Source organism: Stenotrophomonas sp. LST15-1-1.1 (genome assembly GCF_040815575.1).
GTDB classification, from domain to species: Bacteria; Pseudomonadota; Gammaproteobacteria; order Xanthomonadales; family Xanthomonadaceae; genus Stenotrophomonas; species Stenotrophomonas lactitubi_B.
In genome coordinates this window covers 428,009-454,341 of record NZ_JBFPNJ010000029.1, presented here as the reverse complement: position 1 = coordinate 454,341, position 26,333 = coordinate 428,009, and the positions used below count along the sequence as shown (strand labels likewise).

The following is a 26,333-nucleotide window of genomic DNA, read 5'->3' as shown; positions in this document are numbered from 1 at the left end:
TCCACACGATGAGGAGAGCTGGGCGCGATGGGCGAAATCCTGGTGCTGTACTACAGCCGCGGCGGTTCGGTGGCACGGCTGGCGCGCCAGATCGCGCGGGGCATCGGCGAGGTGCCGGGCATGGCGGCGCGGCTGCGCACGGTACCGCCGGTGGCCGCCGTCACCCAGACAGCGCAGCCGCCGGTACCCGACGATGGCGCGCCTTATGTAAGCGTGCAGGACCTGGTGGAATGCCAGGGACTGCTGCTGGGCAGCCCCACCCGTTTCGGCAACATGGCCGCGCCGGTCAAGCATTTCCTTGACGGGCTCGGCGCCGAATGGGTGAACGGCACGCTGGCGGGCAAACCGGCCGGGGTGTTCACGTCCACCGCGTCGATGCATGGCGGCCAGGAGTCGACCCTGCTGTCGATGCAGGTGCCGCTGCTGCACCACGGCTGCCTGATCGTCGGCATTCCGTTCACCGAGCCGGCACTGAGCCACACCACCAGTGGCGGCACGCCGTATGGTGCCAGCCACGTGGCCGGTGCCGCCGACGACCCGCAACCAACCGACGATGAGGCGGTGCTGGCACGGGCGCTGGGCCGGCGCGTGGCCGACATCGCGCAGCGGCTGGCACGATGAACGCCGCGCCGCGCACCGTGCTGCTGTTGGCCTTGATGGGGCTGGCGGCGCTGTTTGCCGGCTGGTTCATCAACGACAGGCACTGGCTGGCCACCCAGCTGGTGTTCACTGCGCCGCCGCTGGCACTGGCCATCGCCCTGCGGCTGGGCTGGCGCAAGGCCGGGTTCTGGGCGGCGGTGCTGGCGCTTGGCTGGTTCAGCCACGGCGTGATGAGCGCCTGGAGCCATCCCGAGACCCGCTGGCTGGCACTGATCGAAATCGTGCTGGCGCTGCTGGTGATCTTTTCGGCCAGCCTGCCCGGCCTGCGCGCCCGTTTCGGGCGGCGGCGCTGACGCTGCGCCCGGCGGGCCGTATCATCTGCGTTCCCGGCCCCGCGCCGCTGTACCTGCCTTGGTTTCGCGCATGCACATGATGGAAGAGCTCCTGGTCGTCACCACCGGTGGCACGATCGACAAGATCTATTTCGACGACAAGTCGGACTACCAGATCGGCGACCCGCAGATCGGCATGATCCTGCGCGAACTGGGGGTCACGTTCCGTTTCAACGTGATTCCGATCCTGCGCAAGGATTCGCTGCACATCAACGACGACGATCGTGAGCTGATCCGCGCGACGATCGCTGCGCAGCCCACCCGCCATGTGCTGGTGACCCACGGCACCGATTCGATGGTGCAGACCGGCAAGGTGCTGGCGACAATTCCCGACAAGACCATCGTGATGACCGGTGCGTTGAGCCCGGCGCGGTTCCGTGGTTCGGATGCGGAGTTCAACATCGGTTGTGCGATCGGTGCGGTGCAGTCGCTGCCGGCGGGGGTGTTCATCGCGATGAACGGCCGGATCTTCGACCCGCAGCACGTGCGCAAGAACGTCGCGGCGAACCGGTTCGAGTCGGTTTGAGGGATTTGTAGTGCCGAGCCCATGCTCGGCAGCCCTCTGATAGCCGAGCGTGGGCTCGGCTCTACAAAAAAAACGCCCCGGCCGAGGCCGGGGCGTGCCCATGGAGAGGGGCTTGGGCTCAGTACTGGGCGTTGAGGGTCACGCCCGAGAAGGTGCTGTACGCCTTCACCCGCACGTGCCATACGCCGGCAGCGGGGCTGTTGACGGTGCAGGTCTCGTTGTTGCCGCTCAGGTACGGGCGGCAGGTGTAGACGGTGTCGGTCGGGGCACTGCCCTGGCGCAGGTACAGGTCGGCGTCACCGCTGCCGCCACTGATCGCCACGCGCAGCTGCGCGCTGCCCGCCGGGACGTTGACGGTGTAGCTGAGCGATGCGCCGCTGCCCGCGCCGAGGCCGGTGACCGGCACGTTGTTCTGCAGCACGGTGCCACCCGGGTTGGGCGTGGTGCCGTTGATCGCGGCTGTCACCGCGGCATCGGCGTCGATGATGCCGGCGCCGCAACCACCCGAGCATGCACCCGGCAGCGGACGCGCCGTGCTCTTGATGATGCTTTCCACCTGCGCCGGGCTGAGCGGGCTCGGTGCCACCGACTGCATCAGTGCAACCACGCCGGCCACGTGCGGCGCCGCCATCGAGGTGCCGTTGTAGGACGCATAGCTGGCGCTGCCCGGGGTGGTGGTGCCGCTGTTGAGGGTGGACAGGATGCCCTGGCCCGGTGCGGAGATGTCGATGCCGGTGCCGTAGTTGGAGAAGCTGGCACGTGCGCCTGCCGAGGTGGTCGCCGCCACCGCGATCACGTTCGGGCAGTTCGCCGGGACCGACGAGGACACGTTGGTGTTGCTGTTGCCGGCAGCGACCACCACGGTGGTGCCACGGCCGACCGCGCCGTTGATGGCGTTCTGGTAGGTGGTGGAGCAGCTGCCGCCGCCGCCCAGCGAGAGGTTGATGACCTCGGCCGGGTTGGCATTGGCCGGCACACCGCTGACCGTGCCACCGGAGGCCCAGACGATGGCGTCGGCGATGTCGGAGGTATAGCCGCCGCACTTGCCGAGCACGCGCACCGGCACGACCTTGGCATTGAAGGCGGTACCGGCCACGCCGGTGCTGTTGTTGGTCACCGCGGCGACCGTACCGGCCACGTGGGTGCCATGCCAGCTGGAATTCGAGCCCGGGTAACCGGCCTGGCACTCGTTGTCGCCGTACCAGTCACCCTCGTCATTGGGATTGCTGTCGCGGCCACCACCATCGCGCGCCATCGCTGCGTCGCTGATGAAGTCATAGCCGGGCAGGATGTTGGCGTTGAGGTCGGGGTGGTTGGTGATGCCGGTATCGATCACGGCCACGACCACGCCGGTGCCGGTGGCCTTGTCCCAGGCCGGGCGCACGTTGATCGACGCGTTGGATGTACCGAAGCCCCACTGCTCGCTGAAACGGGTGTCGTTGGGGGTCAACGTCGCGCGCATGATCTGGTCGACTTCGACGTATTCCACGTTCGGGTCGGCGGCGAGCTTGCGCATCAGCAGTTCGGATTCGGCCTGGTCCAACGCACGGTCGGTCCTGACCACGGTGGAGCCGACAGCGAGCCTGCGGACCTGCTGCAGGCCCAGCGCGCGGCCCTGGTTGCTGGCGATGCCTGCAGCGGCGGTCTTCAGCGAAGAGGCGAGCGCGGTGGTGTTGGCCACCGGCGCACTGCCGTCGCGGTACTTCACGATGAACCGCTGGTGGGTCGGTGCGGACTGCAGACCGCTGAGCTGGACATCACCGGCCAGCGCAGGCGTGGCCAGCAGCAGCGATGACAGGACGGACGCACCAAGGACCACCCACACACGACGCACACGCGGTTGCGTTACCTGGGACATCGGATTTCCCTTCTAATGGTAGGAATGCCGGAATCGGCAGAAGCACCGGCCTGAACCGTGGGCTGGCTTGCAATGGCGAGGTTCGGGTCCGGCGAGCCAGCGGATTCCCCTGCCCATCCGCTGTGTTGATGACGCTAGTGGCTCAAACCGGACACCACAAGATTTTCAGCGTCTTTTCAGCAAGATGAAATGTTGGATCTGAGACTTTTCGGGTCGAGGGTTTGTGAAGGTGAAGGAACTTTCGCGTCACCTGCACAGACCTGACTGCGCAATGTCCTGTCTCGTCATGTCTTTGCTGACATCGGCGTCTGTAGATTCGGGGTCAGATCCCTTTTCCGCAGGAAAGGGATCTGACCCCAGGCTCACAACGCAGAAAGCCCGTCACGAGGACGGGCTTTCCGGAGGAGCAGCCGAGCGTGGGCTCGGCTCTACAGTTCAATGCGGGCGATCAGCCCAGCTTGACCAGCCAGCCGTGGCGGTCCGGCAGGCGGCCGTACTGGATGTCGGTCAGTTCCTTGCGCAGCGACATGGTCACTTCGCCGGCCGGCGCATTGATGTCGCCCACCGAGAAGCCTTCGCCCTTCAGCTGGCCGATCGGCGTGACCACCGCAGCGGTACCGCAGGCGAACACTTCGGCGATCTCGCCGGAGGCCACGCCCTGCTTCCACTCGTCGATGGTGACCTTGCGCTCTTCAACCTTCATGCCGCGGTCGCGGGCCAGCTGCAGGATGCTCTCGCGGGTGATCCCCTCAAGGATGCTGCCGGACAGTTCCGGCGTGACCAGCGTGCCGTCCTTGTAGACCAGGAACACGTTCATGCCGCCCAGTTCTTCCAGGTACTTGCCTTCGACCGGGTCCAGGAACAGCACCTGCGAGCAGCCCTGTGCCTGCGCCTTCTGCTGCGGCAGCAGCGACGCGGCGTAGTTGCCACCACACTTGGCGGCACCGGTGCCGCCCTTGGCCGCACGCGCGTACTCGGTGGACAGCCAGATCGACACCGGGGCGACGCCCTTGGCGAAGTACGGGCCGGCCGGGCTGGCGATGACGTAGTAACCGGCCTTGTGCGCGCCGCGCACGCCGAGGAACGCTTCGTCGCCGATCATGAACGGACGGAAGTACAGGCTCGACTCATCGGCCGACGGCACCCAGGCGCTGTCGACGGCGATCATCTGCTTCAGCGATTCGACGAAGATCTCCACCGGCAGTTCCGGCAGCGCCAGGCGCTGCGCCGAACGCTGCAGGCGACGGCCGTTGGCATCGGGGCGGAAGGTCCAGATCGAACCGTCGGCGTGGCGGTAGGCCTTGATGCCCTCGAAGATCTCCTGGCCGTAGTGCAGCACGGCCGCGGCCGGGTCCAGCTGCAGCGGACCGTAGGCACGCACGTTGGCGTTGTGCCAGCCGGTGTCCTTGTCCCAGCGCACTTCCACCATGTGGTCGGTGAAGTGCAGGCCGAAGCCCGGCTTCTCCAGGATCTGGGCGCGCTCTTCAGCGCTGCGCGGGTGGTCCGAACGGGTGACGGCGAAGCTGGGAATGGACTGGGACACCGGAGATTTCCTGTTCTGGTTGCGGGTAGTGCCGTGCCCGCGTCACTGCGGGCCGTGGGTCAAAGCATGCCGGTTTCGAGCCGGGCGGCCTCGGACATCATGTGCTGGTTCCACGGCGGATCGAAGACCAGCTCGACGTCGGCCTCAGCCACCGTCGGGATCATTTCAAGCTTGCTGCGCACGTCGTCGACCAGGATGTCACCCATGCCGCACGCAGGCGCGGTCAGGGTCATCTTCACATCGATCTCGCGCTGCCCTTCGTCCAGGTGCTTGATCTCGACCTCGTAGACCAGGCCCAGTTCGACGATGTTCACCGGAATCTCAGGGTCGAAACAGGTGCGCAGCTGCTGCCACACCAGTTGTTCGACCTGCTCGTCGCTGGCATCGTCGGGAAGCTCCAGCGGTGCCGGCGCCTCCTTGCCGATGGCATCGCCATCCTTGCCGGCGATACGGAACAGATTGCCCTCGACAAACACCGAATAACTGCCGCCCAGCGCCTGAGTGATGTACCCATAGCTGCCGGCGGGCAGGGTCACGGTGTCGCCCTGCGGGACCATCACGGCCTCGCAATCGCGTTCGAAGTGGACAGGTTCGCTGCTACGGGAATACATGGGGACCGATATGGGGCTGCGGCCGAAGCCACGCAAGACGGCATTCTAACGTAGGCGCCCGGCCCCCGCCGGTGCACTGCGGCAAACCACAGTATCCTGTGGGCGACCTTCAGGAGCTTCGATGTCCTCCAATGCCGCACGTGCCAGGACCGTTACCTGGCTCTGGCCCTTCATGTTGTTGCTGGCGCTGGCCACCGCCCCCCTCGCCTGGATGCTGATCGCCCTGTTCACCGGCCGTCCGGTCGGCTGGATGGCGGTACTGACCGCCCTGGAACTGGTGTTCATGCTGCGGCTGGGCACGCTCGGTCCCGGCAAGCTGCGCATCGCCCTGGTCGTGCTGGGCACGCTGCTGGTAGCCGCCATCGCGAACTGGGCCATCGCCAGTGCCTGGATGGGCGGCTCGATGGGCCTGAACCCCTGGGACGCCTCGCTGCGGATGGGCCCGCACCTGGCCTGGACGCTGATCACCCTGGCCAATGGCGTGGTCGAATGGCTGTGGCTGGCGGTGGCCGTTGTGATTGGAGCGTGGCTGGCGCGTTGATCGCGCCGGTGATGCCCTGATGGATCCACGCCATGCGTGGATGGGGTGGTTGAATCTGGGGTCAGAGCCCTTTCCTACGGAAAGGGATCCGCCCCCAACCCTCAATGCCCGCCGTCGAGCGCCTTCAGCTCACTGACCAGCGAGGCCGCCGCCTCGGCACCATCGCCGTACAGCATGCGCGTGTTGTCGGCGTAGAACAGCGCATTCTCGATGCCGGCAAAGCCGGTGCCCTTGCCGCGCTTGATCACCACCACATTGCGCGCGTTGACCACGTCCAGCACCGGCATGCCGTAGATCGGGCTGGCCGGATCGGTGCGCGCCACCGGATTGACCACGTCGTTGGCGCCGATCACCAGCACCACGTCGGTGGTGGCAAATTCGGGATTGATGTCGTCCATGTCCGCGATCAGGTCATACGGCACACCCGCTTCGGCCAGCAGCACGTTCATGTGCCCGGGCATGCGCCCGGCCACCGGGTGGATGGCGAACTTGACCTTCACTCCGCGCGTGATCAGGCGCTGTGCCAGTTCCCAGATCTTGTGCTGGGCCTGGGCCACGGCCATGCCATAGCCGGGCACGATCACCACACGTTCGGCAAAGCCCATCATCGCGGCCACGTCGGCAGCTTCAATGGGCTTCTGCGAACCGGAAATCGCCTGTGCTTCCCCCCCGGCGCCAGCGCCGAAATTGGAGAACAGCACGTTGCGGATCGGCCGGTTCATCGCCTTGGCCATCAACCGGGTCAGCAGGATGCCCGCTGCGCCGACCATCATGCCGGCGATGATCAGCGCCTCGTTGCCCAGCACGTAGCCTTCGAAGGACACCGCCAGGCCGGTGAACGCGTTGTACAGCGAGATCACCACGGGCATGTCGGCGCCACCGATCGGCAGCGTCATCAACACGCCCAGCGCCAGCGCCAGCACGAAGAAGGCGACGATGGCCCAGGGGCTGAGCGTGCTCGCAGCGATGATGCCCAGCACCACCACGGCCAGCGCCACCAGCAGGTTCATCACCTGCTGGCCGGGCCAGGTCACGCGCTTGTCGAGGCGGCCATCGAGTTTGGCCCAGGCGATCACCGAGCCGGACAGCGACACCGCACCGATCGCTGCGCCGACCACGGCCAGCACCAGCACCGTGCCGGACGGCTGGCGCGCGGCCAGGTCGGCCAGCGCCTGCGCGCTCCAGTGGGTGGTATCGCGGTTGGCCAGGAAGGCATAGCGCAGCAGTTCCACCGCGCCGATGGCCGCCGCCGAGCCACCGCCCATGCCGTTGTACAACGCGACCATCTGCGGCATGTCGGTGACCGCGACCTTGCCCGCCGACCACCAGGCCAGGCCGGCACCCAGCAGCAGTGCTACCAGGATCAGCGGCACGTTGTGCAGTTCGGGCAGGAAGAAGGTCGCCACCGTCGCCAGCAGCATGCCCAGCCCCGCCCAGCGGATACCGCTGCTGGCGGTCATCGGCGAGGCCATGCGTTGCAGGCCGAGCAGGAACAGGGTGGCGGCAACCAGGTAGCTGGCCTTGACCAGCCAATCGAGCAGTTCGACGGTGCTGATGTTCAAGCCTGTGGCTCCTTCGGTTCATCGTTGCCGGTCTTGCGCACGCTCGGCTTGAACATTTCCAGCATGCGCGCGGTGACCACATAGCCACCGGCTGCGTTGCCGGCGCCGAGCACCACGGCAAGGAACCCGAGGATTTTCTCCAGCGGTGTCTGCGCGTGCCCCAGCACCACCATCGCGCCGATCAGCACGATGCCGTGGATGAAGTTGGAGCCCGACATCAACGGGGTATGCAGGATCACCGGGACCCGGGAAATGATCACGTGGCCGGCAATCGCGGCCAACATGAAGATGTACAGCGCCACGAACCCGTCACTCACCGGCAACGCTCCTGCTCTGTCTTCGTCGCCCCATCATAACCACGGGCTGAACCCCGCGCGCGTCCCGGTCAACCACGGCGGCACTCACGCGTTGTCGATGGTGACCCCTGTCGAGGAACCGTACCCTGTGCTGGTGAGCAGCCCTGTCCCCCCGAGCGCCGAGACCGATGCCCTGCCGGCGTCGCTGGAAGCGTTCCTGGCCAGCGTCGGCCCCCGCGCGTTCCGCTTCGCCGAAGCCGGCCTGCGCCAGCGCGACGACGCCATGGATGCGGTGCAGGACGCGTTGATGCGCATGCTGGACTACGCCGACAAGCCGGCCGCCGAGTGGGCGCCGCTGTTCTGGAGCATCCTGCGCCGGCGGGTGATCGACCTGCAGCGCCGCCGCCGCTTCCGCCTGCCGTTCTGGCGCGACAACCAGGACGCCGACGGTGGCGAGATCGACTGGGCCGACCCCGGCCCGGACCCCGCGCAGGCGCACGAGCAGCGCCAGCAGTACCAGCAGCTGGTGCAGGCACTGCGCGAGCTGCCCGCCCGCCAGCGCGAAGCCTTCACCCTGCGCGTGCTGCAGGACCTGGACGGCGCCACCACCGCCCGCGCCATGGGCTGCAGCGAGGGCGCGGTAAAGACCCATCTGGCGCGCGCCCGACAGGCGCTGCAGAATCAACTGGAGATGCACCTGTGAACCGCCCCCTGCCTTCCGATGACGCCCTGCGCAGCCTGCACGCGCAGTCGTTGCAGGCGCTGTCGCCGGCCACGCTGGCACGCCTGCGTAGTGCCCGTCACAACGCCAGTACGGCGCACGCCGGGCGCTGGCGCTGGTGGCTGGCCAGCGCCTGTTCGCTGGTGATCGCGCTGGGCGTCGGTGTCCAGTTCGTGGGCCCGGGCGAGCATCAGGGCGGCACCATGGCGCCGATCGTGGCCGCAGAAGAAGACAATGGCGTGCTGTACGACGAGAATCCCGATCTGTACCTGTGGCTGGGCGACAACGACCTGGCGATGGAGTGAACCATGTTGCGATACCCCTCCCTGCCCCTGCTGATCGCCCTGACCCTGCTGCCGGCCGCATCGGCTGTGGCGCAGACCACCGCACCAGCGCCTGCCGCGCGGCCGGCCCCTGCGGCTGCCGTGCCGCTGCCGAACTGGGAACAGCTGAGCCCGGCCCAGCGTGAAGCGCTGCTGGCGCCGCTGCGTGACCGCTGGAACGGCGCCGACGCCGCGCAGCGCCAGCGCATGCTGTCGCACGGCCAGCGCTGGCAGTCGATGAGCCCGGAAGAGCGCGACAAGGCCCGCCGCGGCCTGCGCCGCTTCGAACACATGAGCCCGGAACAACGCGAGCAGGCCCGGGCGCTGTTCGGCCAGATGCGTGACCTCAGCCCTGCCCAGCGCGACGCCATGCGCGAGCGCTGGTCGCAGATGAGCGCGGACGAACGCAGGGAATGGGTGCGGGACAATCCGCCGCCAGCGAAGCCGCGGTAACCCGCGATCTGCGGGCGAGACCGGGGGTCAGATCCCTTTGCCGCAGGCAAAGGGATCTGACCCCATGCCGATCACGCCTGCCAGCGCGTCTTCGCCAGCAGCTCGTCTTCCCAGTCGAAACCAAGCTGGCCGTCGCGCACGAACAGGGCGACGAAGTTCGTCAGGTTGCGCGCGTACATCTCGCTGGCCTGGGTGGCGCCCCGGCTGGCCAGGCCCAGCGGACCGTCGATGGTCACGCCCTGGTGCTCGATGCATTCGCCGGGCTGGGTCAGTTCGCAGTTGCCACCACTCTCTGCGGCCAGATCGACGATCACGCTGCCTGCAGCCATGCCTTCGACCATTGCGGCGGTGACGATCGTCGGCGCCCGGCGTCCCGGCACGGCGGCCGTGCAGACCACCACGTCCACGCTGCGCAGATGGTCGCCCAGGCGGCGCTGCTGTTCGGCGCGCTCTTCGTCGGTCAGCGCCCGCGCATAACCGCCCTCGCCCACCGCGCTTACCCCGAGATCGAGGAAGCGCGCACCGAGCGACTGGATCTGTTCGCGGGTTTCCGGGCGCACGTCGAAGCCCTCCACCTGCGCACCCAGGCGGCGCGAGGTGGCAATGGCCTGCAGGCCGGCGACACCGGCGCCGATCACCAGCACCTTGGCCGGACGCACGGTTCCGGCCGCAGTGGTCAGCATCGGGAAGAAACGCGGCGCCCGTTCGGCAGCGATCAATGCCGCCTTGTAGCCGGCCATGCCGGCCTGCGAACTGAGTACGTCCATCGCCTGCGCGCGCGTGGTACGCGGCAACTGCTGCAACGGGAACAGATGCAGGCGGTCATCGGCGGCCAACGCCGCCAGCGCCGGGTCGGCCGCCGGGGTCAGCAGACCGACCACGCTGGCGCCTGGCTTGAGCTGGGCCAGCACCTCGGCCGGTGGCGCCTGCACGCACAGCAGAATGTCGATCTCGGCCCAACGGGCGGCGTCGAAGGCGCGGGCACCTGCGTCGTCGTAGGCGGCATCGGTGAAACCGGCGGCCTGGCCCGCACCGGGCTGGTACCACACGGTGATGCCCAGCGCACCGAGCTTGCGCGCCGTCTCAGGCGTGAGCGCAACGCGTCGTTCGCCCGGCGCGGTCTCCTTGATCCCCAGCAACGCCACGGCCATGTAGATTCCCGCTGATCGGTGAGTGGGTCCGATCCTAGCAGGCGTACGCGGCTCAGTGCAGCGTCGCGCCACCCGGGTCGAGACGATCAAGCACGCCCTGCATGGCGCTGTCGAAGGCGCCATCGTCGACGTGGGGACGCAGGCGACCCAGCCGCACCATCACCGCCAGTTCCTCGGGCGAGGCCACGCAGAAGCGCACGCCCCGACGGTTGACGAACAGCAGGCGCGAAGAAATCGGGCTGATCCAGGACAGCTTGCCCGCCTGCACCTTGCCATCCTTGTCGACGAAGTCCAGCCAGTTGCCGATTTCCATCCGGCGGAAGCGATCGGCATCGGCGTTGTCGAAATCGTCGGTATTGAAGGTACTGCCCAGCTCGACGGCCGGCGTTTCCGGTGCCGGCGGTGCGGGCAGCACCACCTGCGGCAGCTCGGGCAACGCGCGCTCCAGCTCCGGTCGCGATTCGGCGATGCCCTGCAGCGTGTCGTGCAGCGCATCGATGGCTGCGGTGGCTGCGTCGCCATGCACGCCAACGCTGGCAAACACCTTGGCCAGCAGCGGCTGCCAGGCCTGCAGCCACGGCTTGCCGACAATCTGCCGGCGCGCCTCGGCCACTTCCTCCAGCAGGCCGTCGGCCAAGGTCAGCGCTTCGGCCACCGAGGCACCCTCCTCACCTTCGCGCAGCAGCGCCAGGGTCAGGTGGTGCTGCCAGGGCTGACGCAGGAATTCGGCGATCGCCGGCGGCAAGGTGGCATCGCCGATACGGCGATCCAGTTCGGCACCGGCACGGGTACGGGCCATTTCCAGCTTTTCCTGGCCGCGCTGGGTCTCGGCGGCCCGACGCTCGGCGATTCCCACGCGACGGCGGTGCTGCACCAGGAAATCGCGGAATTCTTCTTCCAGGGTCAGGAAGATCGCCAGGTTCTCGTTGAACTCGGCGACCAGCCGCTCGATGATTTCTTCGACCTTGGCCATCAGCATGCGCTCGGCCTGGCTTTCGCCGGTGTTGCCCTCGCAGGCCTCGGCCAGCGAGTTGAGCAGCTTGCGCGCTGGATGGGTCTTCTGCACGAACATGCGGCGGTCCAGCATCGCCACCTTCACGAACGGAACCACCAGGCGGCCGATCAGCTCACGCGAGCGGCCTTCCAGTTCACGCTCATCGAGCATCACATCGAACAGCATGCCGACCAGATCGATCGCATCCTCGTCCTGCGCGTCCAGCCGGGTCTGGCCCGGGTCGACACCCAGCCGGGTGGCGCTGGACAGCACTTCGCTCTTCAAGCGCTGCGCCAAGGATTCACCGTCCTCGCCGATCGCTGCACGCAGGGTCGCACTGGGCGTGGCCTGCAACAGCGACAGCACCGACATCATTTCGCGCTGGCTCAACGGGCGATGCTGGCCGACCGCAACCTGCGCCGCAGAAGTTGCGTCCTCGCGCACGTGGCGGGTCTGCTGCAGCAGTTCGTGCAGCGCTTCCAGCAGCATGCCCTGCTGACCGGAATAGGCTTCACCGGACGGGCTCTCTTCGCCACCCGCGTGTTGCTGCATGTGGCCACGACGCTCCGACCAGCGCGCGGCAAATCGCTGCGCCCAGGCCGGTGCGGCCTGTTCGTCGTCATTGAATTCGTTGTCGAAGCCCGGTGCCGTGCGCTGCTCGACCAGATCATCCAGGCCATGCGCAACGTGCTGCGTCGGGGCCGCCGCCAGTGGGCGGCGCGGGGCACCCATCTGCGACATCACCCCGGCCGCGGCCAGATGCTCGTCCAGCTTTTCGTAGATGCGACCCACCGGCGCGCGCATGTCGCGCTCGCACAACTTGATCAGCACCAGATGCACTTCCGGGGCCAGCTCACAGCCGGCAAAGGCTTCGTGGATGGCCACGCCCAGATGCTCGGGGCTGATCGGGTTGCGGTCGGCATCGAGGTCGATACCGCCGCCCAGCCAGCCCAGGCGACGGTCAAGCCGCGCCAGCACCGGCTTGAAGTCGCGCAGCAGCACGGTGGCGAAGTTGCGCACCGCCAACCGCGATTCCAGTACATGTTCCGGCACCAGGCTCAGGCCATCCTGGGCCGGTCCGGACAGGGTCAGCTCGGCAGAGACGGGCTCGCCCGCAGCCAGACCGGCCCAGGCATGGCCGAGATGGCCGGCAAACGCACCGGCAATGTCCTCACGGCGGCGGCGCAGCTCGCGCATCGCGTCCAGGAACAGCAACTGCGACGAGCCGGCATTGCCGGCACGGTCGAACAGGGCATCATCGAAGCGGGCCAGTGCCGCGCCGAAGGCCTGGCACAACGCCGGCAGGACGATGTCCCGGGCAAGCTGGAGCTGGGCCGGGTCACGGCCCGGCGATCCCATCGGAGTGGGCGCGCTCATCATTCGGGAAGGCTCCCCACCTTCTCTGGTGCGACAGACATCATGGACATCGCGACGGCCGGTACACCCCATGCACCGGTCCCTCGATGGTAGGCCGGCCAGCCCATCACGGACAGTGAAACAGTCCTCACTTCAAACCTCATGAACGGCGGCCCGGCAGTATTGCGTATCGTAAGCCGTGCAGGGCCTGCGAGGCGAGGGGAAGCGGGGCTCCGTGATCCGCCAGTGGCATGATGTTCATCACAGTTTGCTATTCAGGGGCCTGACGCGACACAAACGGCGTCATCTACCTGCCCGACTATAATCAGCGACCCGTGATGACCGGTTCAGACTCCATGCCCGACCCAGCTGCCCTGCTTGCCCTGGATGCCCGCCGCTCGGTGCCCTCGCGGCAACTGGGCGAGCCCGGACCGGACCCGGCCACCCTGCAGCGGATGCTGACCTCGGCGGTGCGCGTGCCCGACCACGGCAAGCGCGTACCGTTCCGCTTCCTGAAGATCGCCGGCGATGCACGTCACACTCTGGGCGACTTCCTGGCCGCGCGCAGCCGTCAGCGCGACCCGCATGCCGGCGACGCCGTGTTCGAGAAGGACCGCCAGCGCTTCAGCCATGCACCGCTGGTGATCGTGGTGGTGGCCAGCCCGCGCCCGGACCCGAAGGTGCCCGCCCAGGAACAGCTGATGACCGCCGGCTGCGTGTGCTTTGCCCTGTTGCAGGCGGCCCAGGCGCTGGGCTTCGGTGCGCAGTGGCTGACCGCATGGATGGCGTTCGATCCTGCCGTGCACGCCCATCTGGGGCTGGCCGAGGGCGAAGGCATTGCCGGTTTCATCCACATCGGCACGCCCAAGGCCGAGGTGCCCGAGCGCGAGCGGCCGGACCCGTCAGCCCTGCTGCGTGACTGGACCCCGCCGGCATGACCCTGCCGGCACCGCCGCCGCTGTACCTGGTCGACGCCAGCATCTACGTATTCCGCGCCTGGCATTCGCTGCCGGACGAGTTCCAGGACAGCCAGGGCTGGCCGACCAACGCCGTGCATGGTTTTGCGCGTTTCCTGCTCGACCTGCTTGAGCGCGAACGCCCCCGGCACATCGCCATCGCCTTCGACGAAGCATTGGACAGCGGCTTCCGCCACCGCCTGTACCCGGCCTACAAGGCCAACCGTGACCCGGCACCGGAAGCGCTCAAGCGCCAGTTCGTGCACTGCAAGGCGCTGTGCGCGGCGCTCGGCCTGGCGGTACTGGCCCATCATGATTACGAAGCCGACGACCTGATCGGCAGCGCCCTGCATGGCCATCGCGCCAGCCATCGCGGCGTGATCATCTCTGCCGACAAGGACCTGTCGCAGCTGCTGCTCGACCATGACGAGCAGTGGGATTACGCACGCAACCAGCGCTGGAACGTGGCCGGGGTAAAGGCCCGGCACGGCGTGCACGCGCACCAGATCGCCGACTACCTGGCCTTGTGTGGCGATGCGGTCGACAACATTCCGGGCATCAGCGGTGTCGGCGCCAAGTCGGCGGCCGTGCTGCTGGCCCATTTCGGCAGCATGGACGTGTTGTACGAACGCCTCGACGAAGTGCCGTTCCTGCGCCTGCGCGGCGCGGCGCAGATGGCGGTGCGCCTGCGTGAGCAGCGCGAGCATGCCCAGCTCTGGCGCCAGCTGACCACCATCGCACTGGACGCCCCACTGGAAGGTTGCCAGCCAGGCATGCCGCGCCAGGCGGCCGATCCGGAGCTGCTCGGCGGCCTGTGCCAGACCCTGCGCTTCGGCCCCATGACCCGCCGCCGGCTGTTCAATGCCGCCGGCATTTCCGACCCCGTTTCCACTTCTCCCACTTCCAGCGAGCCCGCATGAGCCAGCGCAATACCGAAGCACCGCGTGTCGTCTACGAAGGCAAGTACCAGCGCATGGTCGTGCGCGGCAGCTGGGAGTACAGCGAACGCACCCACGCCGGCGGCCTGGCCGCGATCATCATCGCCGTCACCCCCGAGGACAAGGTGCTGTTCGTTGAACAGTTCCGCGTACCGCTGCAGGCACCGACCATCGAGATGCCGGCCGGGCTGGTCGGCGACATCGATGCGGGCGAGTCCATCGAAGTGTCCGCAGTACGCGAGCTGGAAGAGGAAACCGGCTGGACCGCCGAGCACGCTGAAGTGCTGATGATCGGTCCTACCTCCTCCGGTGCCAGCAGCGAGAAGATCGCCTTCGTCCGTGCCACCGGCCTGCGTCGTATCGGCGAAGGCGGCGGCGACGAGAGCGAAGACATCACCGTGCATGAGATTCCGCGTACGCAGGCGGCGGCCTGGCTGGTGCAGAAAATGGCCGAAGGCTACGAAGCCGATGCCAAGCTGTGGGCCGGCCTGTGGATGATCGAGCACCACCTGGACGGCCGCCCCCGTGGCTGATGCCGGCCTGCACGCGCTGCCGGCGCTGCTGGGCGCCGACGACCCGGCGATCTACACGATCCACCGGTCGCAGGGCGCTTCGCCGTTCCTGCTGCTGGCCGATCATGCCGGCCAGCAGGTACCGCGTGCGCTGGCCGATCTTGGAGTGCCGCAGATCGAACTGGACCGCCATATCGGCTGGGACATCGGCATCGGCGGCACCACCCGTGCACTGGCCGAGCGGCTGGATGCGTGGGCGATCGAGCAGACCTATTCGCGGCTGCTGATCGACTGCAACCGCCCGCTGGTTTCGCCCACGCTGATTCCCGAGATCAGCGACCACACCGTGGTGCCGGGAAATGCCGGGCTCTCGCCCGCGCAGCGGCAGCAGCGCATCGATGCGATCCACGCGCCCTACCATGCACGCATCGACGCCGAACTGGATGCGCGACGCGATGCGGGACGGCCGACGCTGCTGGTGATGATGCACAGCTTCACCCCGGTGATGAACGGTGCTGAGCGTCCGTGGCATGCCGGCGTGCTGTACCACCAGGACACGCGTTTTGCCCACGCCCTGCTGCAGGCGCTGCGCGATGAAGGCGACCTGGTGGTGGGCGACAACGAACCCTATTCGGTCAACAGCAGCAGCGACTATGCGGTGCCGGTGCATGGCGAAGGCCGCGGCCTGGTGCATGTGGAACTGGAGATCCGCCAGGACCTGATTGCCGATGAAGCCGGGCAGCAGGCGTGGGCGCAGAGGTTGGCGCGAATTTTCAGCGCGTTGCAGCCGCAGTTGTTGGCGTTTGGATGACCGCATCCACGCATGGTGTTGCATTCCAGTAGATCCACGCCATGCGTGGATGGTGTTGTTCAACGCAATGAAGGCGCATCCATCCACGGGAACGGCTTGTAACCGCGCACCTGCACGGTCGCGCCGATCGCTGCAAAATCATCCTTGATCGCCTGTGCTCGGCGCCGATCCAGCATCTCCCCCAGCACCAGCGGCAGCGCGCGGCACCGTGCCAGCGCTTCACCCACCGGAATGTCGAGCAGGTGCGCCACGCGCTGTGCCGCAACCTTGATCTGCTCGTCCGCACAGCCCGCCAGCGTCAGCTCGAACGCAGCGAAGATGCCCGGCCCGACGCCGGCTGCTCGCGCAGCGGCCTGCTCGGCAGCACCCGCCTCGCCCAATGCTTCATCGACACCCTCCACCTGCAGGAAGGCGTCGTACTCTGCGTAGTACGCCAACGCTTGGGCGTAATCGCGCAGGGAAGAAAGCGGACGCTGGCGCTTCTGCACATCCAGGACGTCAGCGAACGTAGCCGGTTCCAGGCAGGTCGTCAGACCCAGCGCCTGCGCGGCCTCGGGCACCTCACCGTCATCATCGAACGCGGCGTCTTCATCGGCCGGCAACCAGAAGCGCGCCTGCAGCAGATCGTCATCGGTAGCGTGCACCCAACCGAATGACGCCCATACGTCGTGGTCGTCATTGCAGGAGGCAAACGCCTCCAGCGTCTGGCGAAGATCAAGCAATGCAATCATGCGTCGTTGGGCAGGGCGTCGGGAGAGCCGCAGTCTACCCGTGCCGAACGCAGGCCCAGCGCGATGACCACGCCGAGCGCAGCGAACAACGCGGCGCCGTACTGTGCATTGACCATGCCCTGCAGGGCATCGGCACTGGTTGCCGCCTGCGTGCCACGCGCGGCGTTGGCCACCATCACCAGTACCGCCAGCCCCAACGCGCCGCCGATCTGCTGTGCGGTTGCGGCCATGCCGGACGCGACACCCTGCTGTGGACCCGGCACGCCCTGCCCGGCCACGATCCACATCGCCGTCCAGCTCATGCCCTGGCCGACGCTGAGCACCACGATGCCCGGCAGCAGCGGCCAGTAGCCGGCGCCGTGCGGCATCGCCAGCGCCACCGCGGCGATGCCGACGGCACCGGCGGCGAAGCCCCATGCCAGCACCTGCCGCGGCGAACGGCGCTGCAGCATGCGCTCGGCAATGCGGATGCCGAAGGTGCACACCAGCGTCGGCAGCAGGAAGGCCATGCCAGCCTGCAGCGGGCTCCAGCCGTAACCATCCTGGAAGTACAGCGCCAGGAAGTAGTACTGCACGCCATAGCTGCTCATGAACGCGAAGGTCAGGCCGAGTGCTGCACGCAGGCCAGGCAGGCGCAGCAGTGCGAACTGCATCAGCGGGTCCCGGCTGCGCTTTTCGATCTGCACGAACAGCGTCAGCAGTACCGCTGACAGCAGCAGGCAGATGAGCGTGGCCGGCGCCGTCCAACCCCACTCCGGTCCCTGCACCAGGGTGGTGACCAGCAGGCTGCCGCCGGCGGTGACAGTGAGGCAGCCGGCCAGGTCGAAGGAACGGCCGCGCACGCGCGGGCCATCGGCCGGCAGCCACGCGCCCGCAGCAACCGCACAGGCCGTGGCCAACGGCACGATCACCGCCAGCACCGCCGGCCAACCGAAGGCTTGGGTCAGTACACCGCCCAGCAGCGTCCCCAGCGCGAGGCCCGCCGCGCTGGCCATGCTCCAGATTGCCAGCGCGCGGTTGCGCACCGGGCCTTCTGCATACAGCGTATTGATCAGGGCCAGGGTGGCCGGAAACAGCAGCGCCGCACCGATGCCCTGCGCCGCACGCGCCACGATCAGCAGCGTGGCATTGGGCGCCAGCGCACCCAGCAGCGAAGCCAGGGCGAACAGCAGCATGCCCAGCCGGTAGAAGCGGCGGCGTCCCAGCAGATCGGCCGCACGCCCGCCCAGCAGCAGGCTGCCGCCAAAGGCCACCGTATAGGCGCTGACCACCCACTGCAGCTGCTGCGCATTGATCTGCAGCGCGCGGCCCATGTCGTGCAGGGCGACGAAGATGATGGTGGCGTCCAGAGCGATGATCAGCTGCGCGGTGGCCAGCAGGGTCAGCGCCCAGCGCGGGTATTTCAGGGGAGGCATGCGGCGCCCGGTTCGGAGGGGGGACGGCAGTCTCATTGATGCAGCTGAATCAATAAACCCCCTCAGCGCGATTTCTGTCATGATTTTCCGCATGAATGGATCCTCGATGGACCTCAATGCAGTGCGCATGCTGGTGCAGGTGGCTGAGGCGCGCAGCTTCACCGTCGCCGCCGGCCAGCTCGGCTTGAGCCAGTCCGGGCTGTCACGCGCGATCGGCCGGCTGGAAGCCTCGCTGGGGGTGAAGCTGCTGCAGCGGAATACGCGCAATGTCGCGCTGACCCCGGATGGCCAGCAGTTCGTCGAGCAGGTGGGACCGTTGCTGTGCGGGATGGAAGACGCCGAGCGGCTGCTGGCCGACCGCCCCTGCACGCCCTCGGGTGTGCTGAAGATCAGCGCGCCCTCGATGTTCGGGCGCAGGGTGCTGGTGCCGTTGCTGGGGCCGTTGCTGGAGCGGCACCCGCAACTGCAAGTGGAAGCGGTGCTCAGCGACCGGCTGGTGGATCTGGTGGAGGAAGGCTTCGACGCCGCCCTGCGCACCGGCACCATCGCTGACCAGCGCATGGTGGCGCGGCCGTTGAAGCCACTGCGCTGGGTGACCGTGGCCAGCCCGGCCTACCTGGCCGCGCAGGGTGAGCCGGCCGATGTGGCGGCATTGCAGAACCATGCCTGCCTGGCGGTGCGCAACCTGCGCAGCGGCCGGCTGGTGGACTGGCAGTTCCTGCAGGACGGGCAGCTGCGCGAGGTCACGCCGCCGACGCGGATGGTGTTCGACTGCGGCGACCCGCTGGTGGAGGCAGCGATTGCGGGCATCGGCATCGTGCAGGTGATGGATTTCGCGGTGGCCGACGCGCTGGCCGATGGCCGCCTGCAGCGCGTGCTGCAGCCGTTCGAAGGCCGCAGCCGCGCGCTGTCGTTGATCTACCCGCCGTCGCGCCAGCACTCACCGAAACTGCAGGTGCTGGCCAACGCGTTGTTGGCCGGGCAGTGGTAGATCCACGCCATGCGTGGATGAGGTCTTTGGTGCAGAGCTAGCGCGCAACGTGGCGAAATCTGATTCAGCCCAATTGGAGGAAGAACGCCCCGGCGCGCCCTCCGAGAGCAAAATCGGGCTGATCGGGAATGAAAAGATACGCCATGCCATCCGACAGGATGCCCTTATGCGAAGGCAGAATGTCGTCGATGTCCGCCCCATAGAGCATCAAGCGGCGACGGCCCCCACTCCACGTCATGGGCAACTGCAGCCATGCGTCGATTCCATCCAGCTTGGAATCCAGGTTCTCATCATCGTCAGGTTCCAAACACTCCACACGCTCGATACGGCCGCGCTCAAGCGAGTCGCTCATGCATCGGCTTCTGGATGCGCCGCCACGCCTGTATGCGAGCACAACTGCGTCGCTAGTTCCCTGCACCGCGCGCAGCCGACGGAAGTGGGAATGATCCCGCGTATCGGTGGGGATGAAGACTGAGAACCAGAAATCCTCAGCAACGCCCTGCGGATAGAACCAATGTGCAGGGAGTGCCATCAGGTGAAAGAGCGCACGGCCTTCAACACAGGCTGGCCAAGGTATGTTCTCTGGAAGAAACGCACCGCCGCCAACGTATGCATCGGTTGGAGAGGCCTTTTCCTTGGTCAACAGCAGGCGGGTGTACATGGTGGGGTCGCCGAAAACTGCACGGACGTCCACGGTGCCAGCGCGCCTCGCCCCGGTTCAAGGCCAATTGCGACAGCCTTGAACAAGGGGAGAATCGCCGCCAGGCATGGCCCGGCGCTACCGGTAAGGCGTTGCCGGCCAGCGGCCGGCACTACCACGGCCCGATCAGGCGAAACTATCGGTAGCACGCACCAGCGCGTCGACGTTCTCTGCTTCGAACGCCGAATGCCCCGAGGCCGGGGTGATCTCCAGCTTCGCCTTCGGCCACACCTTGGTCAGGTCCCAGGCGTTGGCCAGCGGGCAGACCACGTCATAACGGCCGTGCACGATCACGCCCGGAATGTCGGCGATGCGGTGCGCGTCGCGCAGCAGCTGGTCTTCCACTTCGAAGAAACCGCCGTTGACGAAGTAGTGGTTCTCGATGCGGGCGAACGCCAGCGCGAAATGCGGGTCTTCATGGCTGTTGATGAAGTCGTCGTCCACGTGCAGGAAGCTGGTCGCGCCTTCCCACACCGCCCAGGCCTTGGCCGCATCCAGCCGCGTTGCTTCGTCTTCGCTGGTCAGGCGGCGATGGAAGGCGGAGATCAGATCGTGGCGCTCCACCGCCGGAATCGGCTTGAGGTAGTGCTCCCAAGCGTCCGGGAACAGGCGGTTGGCGCCTTCCTGGTAGAACCATTCCAGCTCCCAGCGGCGTAGCATGAAGATGCCGCGCAGCACCAGTTCGGTCACGCGCTGCGGATGGGTCTGCGCATAGGCCAGCGCAAGGGTCGAGCCCCAGCTGCCACCGAACACCTGCCAGCGATCGACCTTCAGGTGCTCGCGCAGCTTCTCGATGTCGGCCACCAGGTCCCAGGTGGTGTTGTCCACCAGATCGGCGTGCGGGGTGGAACGACCGGCGCCGCGCTGGTCGAACAGGATGATGCGGTACTTGGCCGGGTCGTGGAACTGGCGCATCTTGTCGCTGCAGCCGCCGCCCGGCCCACCATGCAGCATCACCACCGGCTTGCCATCCGGGTTGCCGCACTGTTCGAAGTACAGCGTGTGGCGGTCGTCGACCTTCAGGGTGCCGACGTCGTAAGGGGTGATGGCGGGGTACAGCGTACGCATGCTTGCAGCTCCGTGGTGGTGCCCTGCCCTTGGCAGGAGAACCCCCATTCTAGGCCGGTCGCCGGCCCAGGGTGACCCGGTCGCGCTGTTCCAGGTCCTGCACGGTCTGCACGTCGATGTAGCCGGCCTGTTCGAACAGCGCGCCGATGGCATCTCCCTGGTCCCAGCCGTGTTCGATCAGCAGCCAGCCGCCGGGCTGCAGGTGGTCGCCGCCGCCGGCAACGATGCGGCGGATGTCGTCCAGCCCATCAACGCCCGAGGCCAGCGCCGTGGCCGGTTCGAAGCGCAGGTCGCCCTGTTGCAGGTGCGGATCAGTGCTGGCGATGTAGGGAGGATTGCTGGCGATCAGATCGAAGCGTTCGCCGCGCAGCGGCGCATACCAGTCGTGACCACCTTCGGCAAAACGCACGTTGCCCAGCTCGTGGCGCGCGGCGTTGCGGGCCGCCACCGCCAGTGCAGCGGAACTGGCGTCGGTGGCCAGTACGTGCGCCTGCGGCCGCTCGCTGGCCAGAGCCAGCGCAATGGCACCGCTGCCGGTACCGAGGTCGGCCAGCTGCAGCGCGCGGTCCGGCGGCAGGCGATCCAATGCCAGTTCCACCAGCAGTTCGGTCTCCGGCCGCGGAATCAGGGTGGCCGGGTCGACCTCCAGGTCCAGGGTCCAGAAGCCGCGACGACCCGTCAGGTAAGCCACAGGCTCGCCCGCAAGGCGACGGCCCAGCAGGGCCTCGAAGGCGGCCTGTTCGGCGGCCGGCAACGGATCGGTGGCATGCGCGAACAACCAGCTGCGCGGCCGCTCCAGCACATGCAGCAGCAGCAGTTCGGCCTCATGGCGGGCGTCGACGCCGCCCAGCCGGGTACTTGCGTCGGTCACGACTTGGCGAAGGGTGGGTTCGGGTTGCAGAGACATCCGGCAATTGTAGAGCCGAGCCTATGCTCGGCTGCTGTTCGCGGTAGCCCCAGCCGACCGTGGGCTCGGCTCTACGGATCCACAGCCGGGCATGGCTCGACGCTGGAGAATGCTGGAATCCGTTCAGGTTCCGCCAGAGGGGATAAGGAGGGGCTATCAGCCCTCTTCACACGTCCAGGACGATTTTCCTTGTCACACAGGCAGTTGCAGGATGGACGTGGCCGGGTTCAGTGCCTGCTCATTGGATTTTGATAGTCTATGCCTATCAAATAGATGTAATCAATGCATTGTCCTTATCGAAACGGAACCAGTAACCTAGGTCCTGTCGATTCACCCACTCCCCTTCACCCATAGGAAAAACGATGTCCCTGATCAACACCCAGATCCAGCCGTTCGAAGCCAACGCTTACCTGAATGGCGAGTTCATCAAGGTCTCCGACAGCACCCTGAAGGGCCAGTGGTCGGTCCTGATCTTCATGCCGGCAGCCTTCACCTTCAACTGCCCGACCGAGATCGAAGACGCCGCTGACCATTACGCCGAGTTCAAGAAGGCCGGCGCCGAGGTCTACATCGTCACCACCGACACCCACTTCTCGCACAAGGTCTGGCACGAAACCTCGCCGGCCGTCGGCAAGGCCCAGTTCCCGCTGGTCGGCGACCCGACCCACCAGCTGACCCGCGCCTTCGGCGTGCACATCGAAGAAGAAGGCCTGGCCCTGCGTGGCACCTTCATCATCAACCCGGAAGGCGTGATCAAGACCCTGGAGATCCACTCCAACGAGATCGCCCGTGACGTCTCCGAGACCCTGCGCAAGCTGAAGGCTGCCCAGTTCACCGCCGCCAACCCGAACCAGGTGTGCCCGGCGAAGTGGAAGGAAGGCGAAAAGACCCTGACCCCGTCGCTGGACCTGGTCGGCAAGATCTAAAGCAGTACCCCGCAGTACCGGCCTGCCGCAGCCCCACGCTGCGGCGCGCCCTTCATCCCCGTGCCGGTCCCCCCGCCGGCGTGGGGGTGAACCCAAGACAGCCAACGCGCGCCAGCCTTGGCCAGCCAGCCCCTTCCACGGTGTCGCTGCCTTGGGTTCACCCCTACCCCTCGCTGGTCCGCTACCTTCTACAGCGGTGCCACGCCCCCGTTTTGCCTGAAGCCAGGAGAAGACCATGTTGGACGCCAACCTGCAGTCGCAGCTGAAGACCTATCTGGAGCGCGTGACCCGCCCGATCCAGATCACCGCGCATGCCGACGACGGCGCCAAGTCGCAGGAAATGCTGGACCTGCTGCAGACCCTGGAAAGCCTGTCGGACAAGATCTCGCTGCAGGTGCTGCGCGATGGCCAGGGCCGCGTGCCGTCCTTCGACCTGGGTACGCCGGGCCAGGACATCCACCTGACCTTCGCCGGCCTGCCGATGGGCCACGAGTTCACCTCGCTGGTGCTGGCACTGCTGCAGGTCGGCGGGCATCCGTCCAAGGCCACCGCCGAGCTGATCGAGCAGGTGCAGAACCTGGAAGGCGACTACCGGTTTGAAACCTACTTCTCGCTGTCCTGCCAGAACTGCCCGGACGTGGTGCAGGCGCTGAACCTGGCTGCCGTGCTCAACCCGCGCATCCAGCACGTGGCCATCGACGGCGCGTTGTTCCAGGAGGAAGTCGAGCAGCGCGAGGTCATGTCGGTGCCGACCGTGTACCTCAACGGTGCGGTGTTCGACCAGGGCCGCATGACGCTGGAGCAGATCGTGGCCAAGCTGGACACCAACGCCAGCAAGCGCGATGCCGAGAAGATCGCCGCCAAGGCCGCCTTCGACGTGCTGGTGGTCGGCGGTGGCCCCGCTGGTGCCGCAGCGGCGATCTACGCCGCGCGCAAGGGCATCCGTACCGGCATCGCCGCCGAGCGCTTCGGTGGCCAGGTGCTGGACACCATGGCGATCGAGAACTTCATTTCGGTGAAGGAGACCGAAGGCCCGAAGCTGGCCGCGGCGCTGGAGCAGCACGTGCGCGAGTACGAAGTCGACATCATGGACCTGCAGCGCGCCACTGCGCTGGTGCCGGCCGGTGAAGACGGCCTGGTCCAGGTGCAGCTGGAAAACGGCGCGGTGCTGAAGTCGCGCTCGGTGATCCTGTCCACCGGCGCACGCTGGCGGCAGATGAACGTGCCCGGCGAAGACCAGTACCGCAACAAGGGCGTGGCTTACTGCCCGCACTGCGACGGCCCGCTGTTCAAGGGCAAGCGCGTGGCGGTGATCGGCGGTGGCAATTCCGGCGTGGAAGCGGCCATCGATCTGGCCGGCATCGTGTCGCATGTGACCCTGCTGGAATTCGATTCCAGCCTGCGTGCCGATGAAGTGCTGCAGAAGAAGCTGCGCAGCCTGGCCAATGTCACCGTGCTGACCAGCGCGCAGACCACCGAAGTACTGGGCGACGGCAGCCGCGTCACCGGCCTGGTCTACAAGGATCGTATCGGCGGCGACTCCCATCGCGTCGAGCTGGAAGGCATCTTCGTGCAGATCGGCCTGCTGCCGAACACCGAATGGCTGAAGGACACCGTGGCTCTTTCGCCGCGTGGCGAGATCGTCATCGATGACCGCGGGCAGACCAATCTGCCGGGGGTGTTCGCCGCGGGTGATTGCACGACGGTACCCTACAAGCAGATCATCATCGCGATGGGCGCCGGTTCGACCGCCGCACTGAGCGCTTTCGATCACCTGATCCGTTCCTCGGTTCCCAAGAGCAGCGGCGCGGTGGCCGAAGCGGCCTGATCCAACGTTCCCAGGCCATCGGGAGCACCATCAACCGGCAGGGCGACCATGCCGGTGCAGTACCCGAGAGGTCTGAGGATGAACCTGCGTGACCTGAAATACCTGGTGGCCCTGGCCGATCACAAGCACTTCGGCCGGGCCGCCGCCTCCTGCTTCGTCAGCCAGCCCACGCTGTCCACCCAGATCCGCAAGCTGGAAGAGGAACTGGGCCTGCCGCTGGTGGAACGCGCGCCGCGCAAGGTGATGCTGACCCCCGCCGGCCACGAAGCGGCCGCGCGGGCACGGGTGATCGTGGCCGAAGTGGAGCAGCTGAAGGAAGCGGCGCGACGCAGCCGCGATCCCGAAGCGGGCACCGTGCGCCTGGGGATCTTTCCCACCCTGGGCCCGTACCTGTTGCCGCACGTGATTCCGCGCATCCGCAGCCGCTTCCCCGAGCTGGAACTGCTGCTGGTGGAAGAGAAGAGCGATGTGCTGCTGGAGCGCCTGCGCGAGGGCAAGCTCGATGCCGCGCTGTTGGCACTGCCGGTGATCGACGACCAGCTGCATGCCGAATTCCTGTTCGAGGAGCCGTTCCTGCTGGCCGTGTCCGGCCGCCATCCGCTGGCCACGCGCGAGCATCTGGACGTACAGGAACTGGCCACGCAGAAGCTGCTGCTGCTGGAAGACGGCCACTGCCTGCGTGACCAGGCGCTGGAAGTCTGCCGCCTGTTCGGCGCCAATGAAAAGTCCGAATTCCGCGCCACCAGCCTGGAAACACTGCGACAGATGGTCGCCGCCGACGTTGGCATCACCCTGCTGCCCAGCCTGTCGGTGCAGCCGCCGGTGCCGCGCTCGAACAACATCCGCCTGCTCGACTTCGTCGGCGAGGGCCGTCCCAGCCGTCGCATCGCCATGATCTGGCGCCGCAGCTCGGCAATGAACGAGTTCCTGATGGAGCTGGCCGAGCAGTTCAAGCGCCTGCCCGATGCGCTGTTTACGCTGGAGGCGCTGGCCCCGGCCAACGGCGATGCTGCCCCCCTGCACGCGCCGGTGCTGAACGGCTGAGACACCGCAGCCGGGCATCGAAAGCGCCGGGAGTCGATTCCGGCCGCATTTGTCCCCACAATACAGTCAGGCGGCGCCAGCAGGTGCCGCCTTTTGCATGGTTTTCAACCAAGGAGCGTCACCATGAACACCGCCAGCGGCCTGCCGCCGTCGATCACCGTTTCCACCCTCGACATGGACCGCCTGGACGCCATGCTCGAATCCCCGGCAAACAGCCAGACGCCGGCCGCGCGCGCGCTTGCCGACGAACTCAACCGGGCGACCGTGTTGCCGCCAGACCAGATTCCCGAAGGCATCGTCATGATGCATTCGCGCGTGGAGTGCGAAGATGAAGTGTCAGGCGAGAAGCATGTCCTGACCCTGGTCTTCCCCCGCGAAGCCAATGTCGATGAAGGCAAGGTGTCCGTGCTGGCTCCCGTCGGCAGTGCCCTGCTTGGCCTGGCCGTTGGCCAGAGCATCGACTGGACCGCCCCGGGCGGCCGCAAGCTGCGGCTGCGCGTGAGCGCTGTCCACAACGACCGTCCCTGACCTGCGCTGCGCACCGCGCGCGATCAGTTTCCCTGCAATCCCCGCACCAGG

Annotated in this window: 28 protein-coding genes; 16 read left to right on the top strand and 12 right to left on the bottom strand. The window is 67.1% G+C overall.

The window, feature by feature from the left end; translation table 11 throughout:
- The first annotated feature begins 27 nt into the window (after positions 1 to 27).
- The 3 genes from wrbA to MRBLST15_RS14665 all read left to right on the top strand — a co-directional run bounded on the left by wrbA (position 28) and on the right by MRBLST15_RS14665 (position 1,518).
- Complete coding sequence (gene wrbA / locus MRBLST15_RS14675) at positions 28 to 621, top strand: NAD(P)H:quinone oxidoreductase (protein ID WP_093818977.1); 594 nt, start codon at positions 28 to 30, stop codon at positions 619 to 621.
- On the top strand, positions 618 to 953 hold the full coding sequence (locus tag MRBLST15_RS14670; RefSeq protein ID WP_265955715.1) for a DUF2069 domain-containing protein: 336 nt from the start codon (positions 618 to 620) through the stop codon (positions 951 to 953). The genes wrbA and MRBLST15_RS14670 overlap by 4 nt, the downstream gene beginning before the upstream one ends.
- A 79-nt stretch (positions 954 to 1,032) precedes the next feature.
- Positions 1,033 to 1,518, top strand: a complete 486-nt coding sequence (locus MRBLST15_RS14665) for an asparaginase domain-containing protein (RefSeq protein WP_033830416.1) — start codon at positions 1,033 to 1,035, stop codon at positions 1,516 to 1,518.
- 118 nt (positions 1,519 to 1,636) lie between these two features.
- Here MRBLST15_RS14665 and MRBLST15_RS14660 read toward each other — a convergent pair whose 3' ends face one another.
- The 3 genes from MRBLST15_RS14660 to sufT all read right to left on the bottom strand — a co-directional run bounded on the left by MRBLST15_RS14660 (position 1,637) and on the right by sufT (position 5,530).
- Positions 1,637 to 3,376: a S8 family peptidase gene (locus MRBLST15_RS14660; RefSeq protein ID WP_312706037.1), complete on the bottom strand. Its 1,740-nt coding sequence runs from the start codon at positions 3,374 to 3,376 to the stop codon at positions 1,637 to 1,639.
- Positions 3,377 to 3,824: 448 nt separating this feature from the next.
- Positions 3,825 to 4,919: a branched-chain amino acid aminotransferase gene (locus MRBLST15_RS14655; protein ID WP_099820222.1), complete on the bottom strand. Its 1,095-nt coding sequence runs from the start codon at positions 4,917 to 4,919 to the stop codon at positions 3,825 to 3,827.
- A gap of 59 nt (positions 4,920 to 4,978) precedes the next feature.
- On the bottom strand, positions 4,979 to 5,530 hold the full coding sequence (sufT, locus tag MRBLST15_RS14650; protein ID WP_025877975.1) for a putative Fe-S cluster assembly protein SufT: 552 nt from the start codon (positions 5,528 to 5,530) through the stop codon (positions 4,979 to 4,981).
- Between the two features lie 121 nt (positions 5,531 to 5,651).
- On the opposite strand from sufT, the gene MRBLST15_RS14645 reads away from it, so the two are divergent.
- The gene (locus MRBLST15_RS14645) at positions 5,652 to 6,071 is read left to right on the top strand and encodes a hypothetical protein (protein WP_089238939.1); all 420 of its coding nucleotides are present in this window, start codon (positions 5,652 to 5,654) and stop codon (positions 6,069 to 6,071) included.
- A 101-nt stretch (positions 6,072 to 6,172) separates the two neighbouring features.
- Here the strand turns inward: MRBLST15_RS14645 and MRBLST15_RS14640 are convergent, their stop codons facing one another.
- Positions 6,173 to 7,633 carry an NAD(P)(+) transhydrogenase (Re/Si-specific) subunit beta gene (locus MRBLST15_RS14640; RefSeq protein WP_265953476.1) on the bottom strand — a complete coding sequence of 487 codons (1,461 nt, stop codon included), beginning with the start codon at positions 7,631 to 7,633 and terminating at the stop codon, positions 6,173 to 6,175.
- Positions 7,630 to 7,950, bottom strand: coding sequence for an NAD(P) transhydrogenase subunit alpha (locus tag MRBLST15_RS14635; RefSeq protein WP_089238935.1), 321 nt, complete (start codon positions 7,948 to 7,950; stop codon positions 7,630 to 7,632). Before MRBLST15_RS14635 ends, MRBLST15_RS14640 begins: the two co-directional genes overlap by 4 nt.
- Positions 7,951 to 8,047: 97 nt before the next feature.
- On the opposite strand from MRBLST15_RS14635, the gene MRBLST15_RS14630 reads away from it, so the two are divergent.
- From MRBLST15_RS14630 to MRBLST15_RS14620, 3 genes are read left to right on the top strand one after another with little or no spacing between them, the layout of a single operon-like run.
- A complete protein-coding gene (locus MRBLST15_RS14630) occupies positions 8,048 to 8,632 on the top strand; it encodes an RNA polymerase sigma factor (protein WP_367786455.1) in 585 nt (194 codons plus the stop codon).
- Positions 8,629 to 8,955: a hypothetical protein gene (locus MRBLST15_RS14625; RefSeq protein ID WP_265953478.1), complete on the top strand. Its 327-nt coding sequence runs from the start codon at positions 8,629 to 8,631 to the stop codon at positions 8,953 to 8,955. Before MRBLST15_RS14630 ends, MRBLST15_RS14625 begins: the two co-directional genes overlap by 4 nt.
- A 3-nt stretch (positions 8,956 to 8,958) precedes the next feature.
- Positions 8,959 to 9,426 (top strand): DUF3106 domain-containing protein, encoded by a 468-nt coding sequence (locus MRBLST15_RS14620; protein WP_367786453.1) that lies wholly within the window; start codon positions 8,959 to 8,961, stop codon positions 9,424 to 9,426.
- Between the two features lie 71 nt (positions 9,427 to 9,497).
- On the opposite strand, the gene MRBLST15_RS14615 is transcribed toward MRBLST15_RS14620, so the two are convergent.
- Complete coding sequence (locus MRBLST15_RS14615) at positions 9,498 to 10,577, bottom strand: NAD(P) transhydrogenase subunit alpha (protein ID WP_367786451.1); 1,080 nt, start codon at positions 10,575 to 10,577, stop codon at positions 9,498 to 9,500.
- A 52-nt stretch (positions 10,578 to 10,629) separates the two neighbouring features.
- Complete coding sequence (locus tag MRBLST15_RS14610) at positions 10,630 to 12,951, bottom strand: DUF1631 domain-containing protein (RefSeq protein ID WP_367786449.1); 2,322 nt, start codon at positions 12,949 to 12,951, stop codon at positions 10,630 to 10,632.
- Between the two features lie 332 nt (positions 12,952 to 13,283).
- Between MRBLST15_RS14610 and MRBLST15_RS14605 the strand changes: the two genes are divergently transcribed.
- The 4 genes from MRBLST15_RS14605 to MRBLST15_RS14590 are packed head-to-tail and all read left to right on the top strand — an operon-like array spanning position 13,284 to position 16,144.
- The gene (locus MRBLST15_RS14605) at positions 13,284 to 13,865 is read left to right on the top strand and encodes a nitroreductase family protein (RefSeq protein ID WP_265953482.1); all 582 of its coding nucleotides are present in this window, start codon (positions 13,284 to 13,286) and stop codon (positions 13,863 to 13,865) included.
- Positions 13,862 to 14,803, top strand: a complete 942-nt coding sequence (locus MRBLST15_RS14600) for a 5'-3' exonuclease (RefSeq protein ID WP_367786447.1) — start codon at positions 13,862 to 13,864, stop codon at positions 14,801 to 14,803. Before MRBLST15_RS14605 ends, MRBLST15_RS14600 begins: the two co-directional genes overlap by 4 nt.
- Positions 14,800 to 15,354, top strand: a complete 555-nt coding sequence (locus tag MRBLST15_RS14595) for an NUDIX hydrolase (protein ID WP_089238921.1) — start codon at positions 14,800 to 14,802, stop codon at positions 15,352 to 15,354. Before MRBLST15_RS14600 ends, MRBLST15_RS14595 begins: the two co-directional genes overlap by 4 nt.
- Positions 15,347 to 16,144, top strand: a complete 798-nt coding sequence (locus MRBLST15_RS14590) for an N-formylglutamate amidohydrolase (RefSeq protein WP_367786445.1) — start codon at positions 15,347 to 15,349, stop codon at positions 16,142 to 16,144. The genes MRBLST15_RS14595 and MRBLST15_RS14590 overlap by 8 nt, the downstream gene beginning before the upstream one ends.
- A gap of 59 nt (positions 16,145 to 16,203) precedes the next feature.
- On the opposite strand, the gene MRBLST15_RS14585 is transcribed toward MRBLST15_RS14590, so the two are convergent.
- Together MRBLST15_RS14585 and MRBLST15_RS14580 are read right to left on the bottom strand one after the other, a co-directional pair.
- The gene (locus tag MRBLST15_RS14585) at positions 16,204 to 16,875 is read right to left on the bottom strand and encodes a DUF7716 domain-containing protein (protein WP_367786443.1); all 672 of its coding nucleotides are present in this window, start codon (positions 16,873 to 16,875) and stop codon (positions 16,204 to 16,206) included.
- Positions 16,872 to 18,290, bottom strand: a complete 1,419-nt coding sequence (locus MRBLST15_RS14580; protein WP_367786441.1) for an MFS transporter — start codon at positions 18,288 to 18,290, stop codon at positions 16,872 to 16,874. Before MRBLST15_RS14580 ends, MRBLST15_RS14585 begins: the two co-directional genes overlap by 4 nt.
- Before the next feature lie 106 nt (positions 18,291 to 18,396).
- Between MRBLST15_RS14580 and MRBLST15_RS14575 the strand changes: the two genes are divergently transcribed.
- Positions 18,397 to 19,281 carry a LysR family transcriptional regulator gene (locus MRBLST15_RS14575; RefSeq protein WP_367786498.1) on the top strand — a complete coding sequence of 295 codons (885 nt, stop codon included), beginning with the start codon at positions 18,397 to 18,399 and terminating at the stop codon, positions 19,279 to 19,281.
- A gap of 64 nt (positions 19,282 to 19,345) precedes the next feature.
- Here MRBLST15_RS14575 and MRBLST15_RS14570 read toward each other — a convergent pair whose 3' ends face one another.
- The 3 genes from MRBLST15_RS14570 to prmC form a co-directional block, all read right to left on the bottom strand.
- The gene (locus MRBLST15_RS14570) at positions 19,346 to 19,942 is read right to left on the bottom strand and encodes a hypothetical protein (protein ID WP_367786439.1); all 597 of its coding nucleotides are present in this window, start codon (positions 19,940 to 19,942) and stop codon (positions 19,346 to 19,348) included.
- A 165-nt stretch (positions 19,943 to 20,107) separates the two neighbouring features.
- On the bottom strand, positions 20,108 to 21,049 hold the full coding sequence (gene pip / locus MRBLST15_RS14565; RefSeq protein ID WP_032977488.1) for a prolyl aminopeptidase: 942 nt from the start codon (positions 21,047 to 21,049) through the stop codon (positions 20,108 to 20,110).
- Between the two features lie 49 nt (positions 21,050 to 21,098).
- A complete protein-coding gene (gene prmC, locus MRBLST15_RS14560) occupies positions 21,099 to 21,956 on the bottom strand; it encodes a peptide chain release factor N(5)-glutamine methyltransferase (RefSeq protein WP_367786437.1) in 858 nt (285 codons plus the stop codon).
- A gap of 362 nt (positions 21,957 to 22,318) precedes the next feature.
- Here prmC and ahpC point away from each other — a divergent pair, with 362 nt between their 5' ends.
- The 4 genes from ahpC to rnk all read left to right on the top strand — a co-directional run bounded on the left by ahpC (position 22,319) and on the right by rnk (position 26,282).
- Positions 22,319 to 22,882: an alkyl hydroperoxide reductase subunit C gene (gene ahpC, locus MRBLST15_RS14555; protein ID WP_025877950.1), complete on the top strand. Its 564-nt coding sequence runs from the start codon at positions 22,319 to 22,321 to the stop codon at positions 22,880 to 22,882.
- A 235-nt stretch (positions 22,883 to 23,117) separates the two neighbouring features.
- Positions 23,118 to 24,710 carry an alkyl hydroperoxide reductase subunit F gene (ahpF, locus tag MRBLST15_RS14550; RefSeq protein ID WP_367786435.1) on the top strand — a complete coding sequence of 531 codons (1,593 nt, stop codon included), beginning with the start codon at positions 23,118 to 23,120 and terminating at the stop codon, positions 24,708 to 24,710.
- A gap of 78 nt (positions 24,711 to 24,788) precedes the next feature.
- Positions 24,789 to 25,754 (top strand): LysR substrate-binding domain-containing protein, encoded by a 966-nt coding sequence (locus tag MRBLST15_RS14545; RefSeq protein WP_367786433.1) that lies wholly within the window; start codon positions 24,789 to 24,791, stop codon positions 25,752 to 25,754.
- 123 nt (positions 25,755 to 25,877) lie between these two features.
- On the top strand, positions 25,878 to 26,282 hold the full coding sequence (gene rnk / locus MRBLST15_RS14540; RefSeq protein ID WP_089238903.1) for a nucleoside diphosphate kinase regulator: 405 nt from the start codon (positions 25,878 to 25,880) through the stop codon (positions 26,280 to 26,282).
- The last annotated feature ends 51 nt before the right edge of the window (positions 26,283 to 26,333 follow it).

Bases quoted from the DNA above. Each gene is read 5' to 3' on its own strand.
- wrbA (WP_093818977.1), top strand. From the start codon at position 28: ATGGGCGAAATCCTGGTGCTGTACTACAGCCGCGGCGGTTCGGTGGCA.
- MRBLST15_RS14670 (WP_265955715.1), top strand. From the start codon at position 618: ATGAACGCCGCGCCGCGCACCGTGCTGCTGTTGGCCTTGATGGGGCTG.
- MRBLST15_RS14665 (WP_033830416.1), top strand. From the start codon at position 1,033: ATGGAAGAGCTCCTGGTCGTCACCACCGGTGGCACGATCGACAAGATC.
- MRBLST15_RS14660 (WP_312706037.1), bottom strand. From the start codon at position 3,376: ATGTCCCAGGTAACGCAACCGCGTGTGCGTCGTGTGTGGGTGGTCCTT.
- sufT (WP_025877975.1), bottom strand. From the start codon at position 5,530: ATGTATTCCCGTAGCAGCGAACCTGTCCACTTCGAACGCGATTGCGAG.
- MRBLST15_RS14645 (WP_089238939.1), top strand. From the start codon at position 5,652: ATGTCCTCCAATGCCGCACGTGCCAGGACCGTTACCTGGCTCTGGCCC.
- MRBLST15_RS14630 (WP_367786455.1), top strand. From the start codon at position 8,048: ATGGTGACCCCTGTCGAGGAACCGTACCCTGTGCTGGTGAGCAGCCCT.
- MRBLST15_RS14620 (WP_367786453.1), top strand. From the start codon at position 8,959: ATGTTGCGATACCCCTCCCTGCCCCTGCTGATCGCCCTGACCCTGCTG.
- MRBLST15_RS14615 (WP_367786451.1), bottom strand. From the start codon at position 10,577: ATGGCCGTGGCGTTGCTGGGGATCAAGGAGACCGCGCCGGGCGAACGA.
- MRBLST15_RS14610 (WP_367786449.1), bottom strand. From the start codon at position 12,951: ATGATGAGCGCGCCCACTCCGATGGGATCGCCGGGCCGTGACCCGGCC.
- MRBLST15_RS14605 (WP_265953482.1), top strand. From the start codon at position 13,284: ATGCCCGACCCAGCTGCCCTGCTTGCCCTGGATGCCCGCCGCTCGGTG.
- MRBLST15_RS14600 (WP_367786447.1), top strand. From the start codon at position 13,862: ATGACCCTGCCGGCACCGCCGCCGCTGTACCTGGTCGACGCCAGCATC.
- MRBLST15_RS14595 (WP_089238921.1), top strand. From the start codon at position 14,800: ATGAGCCAGCGCAATACCGAAGCACCGCGTGTCGTCTACGAAGGCAAG.
- MRBLST15_RS14585 (WP_367786443.1), bottom strand. From the start codon at position 16,875: ATGATTGCATTGCTTGATCTTCGCCAGACGCTGGAGGCGTTTGCCTCC.
- MRBLST15_RS14580 (WP_367786441.1), bottom strand. From the start codon at position 18,290: ATGCCTCCCCTGAAATACCCGCGCTGGGCGCTGACCCTGCTGGCCACC.
- MRBLST15_RS14575 (WP_367786498.1), top strand. From the start codon at position 18,397: ATGGACCTCAATGCAGTGCGCATGCTGGTGCAGGTGGCTGAGGCGCGC.
- MRBLST15_RS14570 (WP_367786439.1), bottom strand. From the start codon at position 19,942: ATGTACACCCGCCTGCTGTTGACCAAGGAAAAGGCCTCTCCAACCGAT.
- pip (WP_032977488.1), bottom strand. From the start codon at position 21,049: ATGCGTACGCTGTACCCCGCCATCACCCCTTACGACGTCGGCACCCTG.
- prmC (WP_367786437.1), bottom strand. From the start codon at position 21,956: ATGTCTCTGCAACCCGAACCCACCCTTCGCCAAGTCGTGACCGACGCA.
- ahpC (WP_025877950.1), top strand. From the start codon at position 22,319: ATGTCCCTGATCAACACCCAGATCCAGCCGTTCGAAGCCAACGCTTAC.
- ahpF (WP_367786435.1), top strand. From the start codon at position 23,118: ATGTTGGACGCCAACCTGCAGTCGCAGCTGAAGACCTATCTGGAGCGC.
- MRBLST15_RS14545 (WP_367786433.1), top strand. From the start codon at position 24,789: ATGAACCTGCGTGACCTGAAATACCTGGTGGCCCTGGCCGATCACAAG.
- rnk (WP_089238903.1), top strand. From the start codon at position 25,878: ATGAACACCGCCAGCGGCCTGCCGCCGTCGATCACCGTTTCCACCCTC.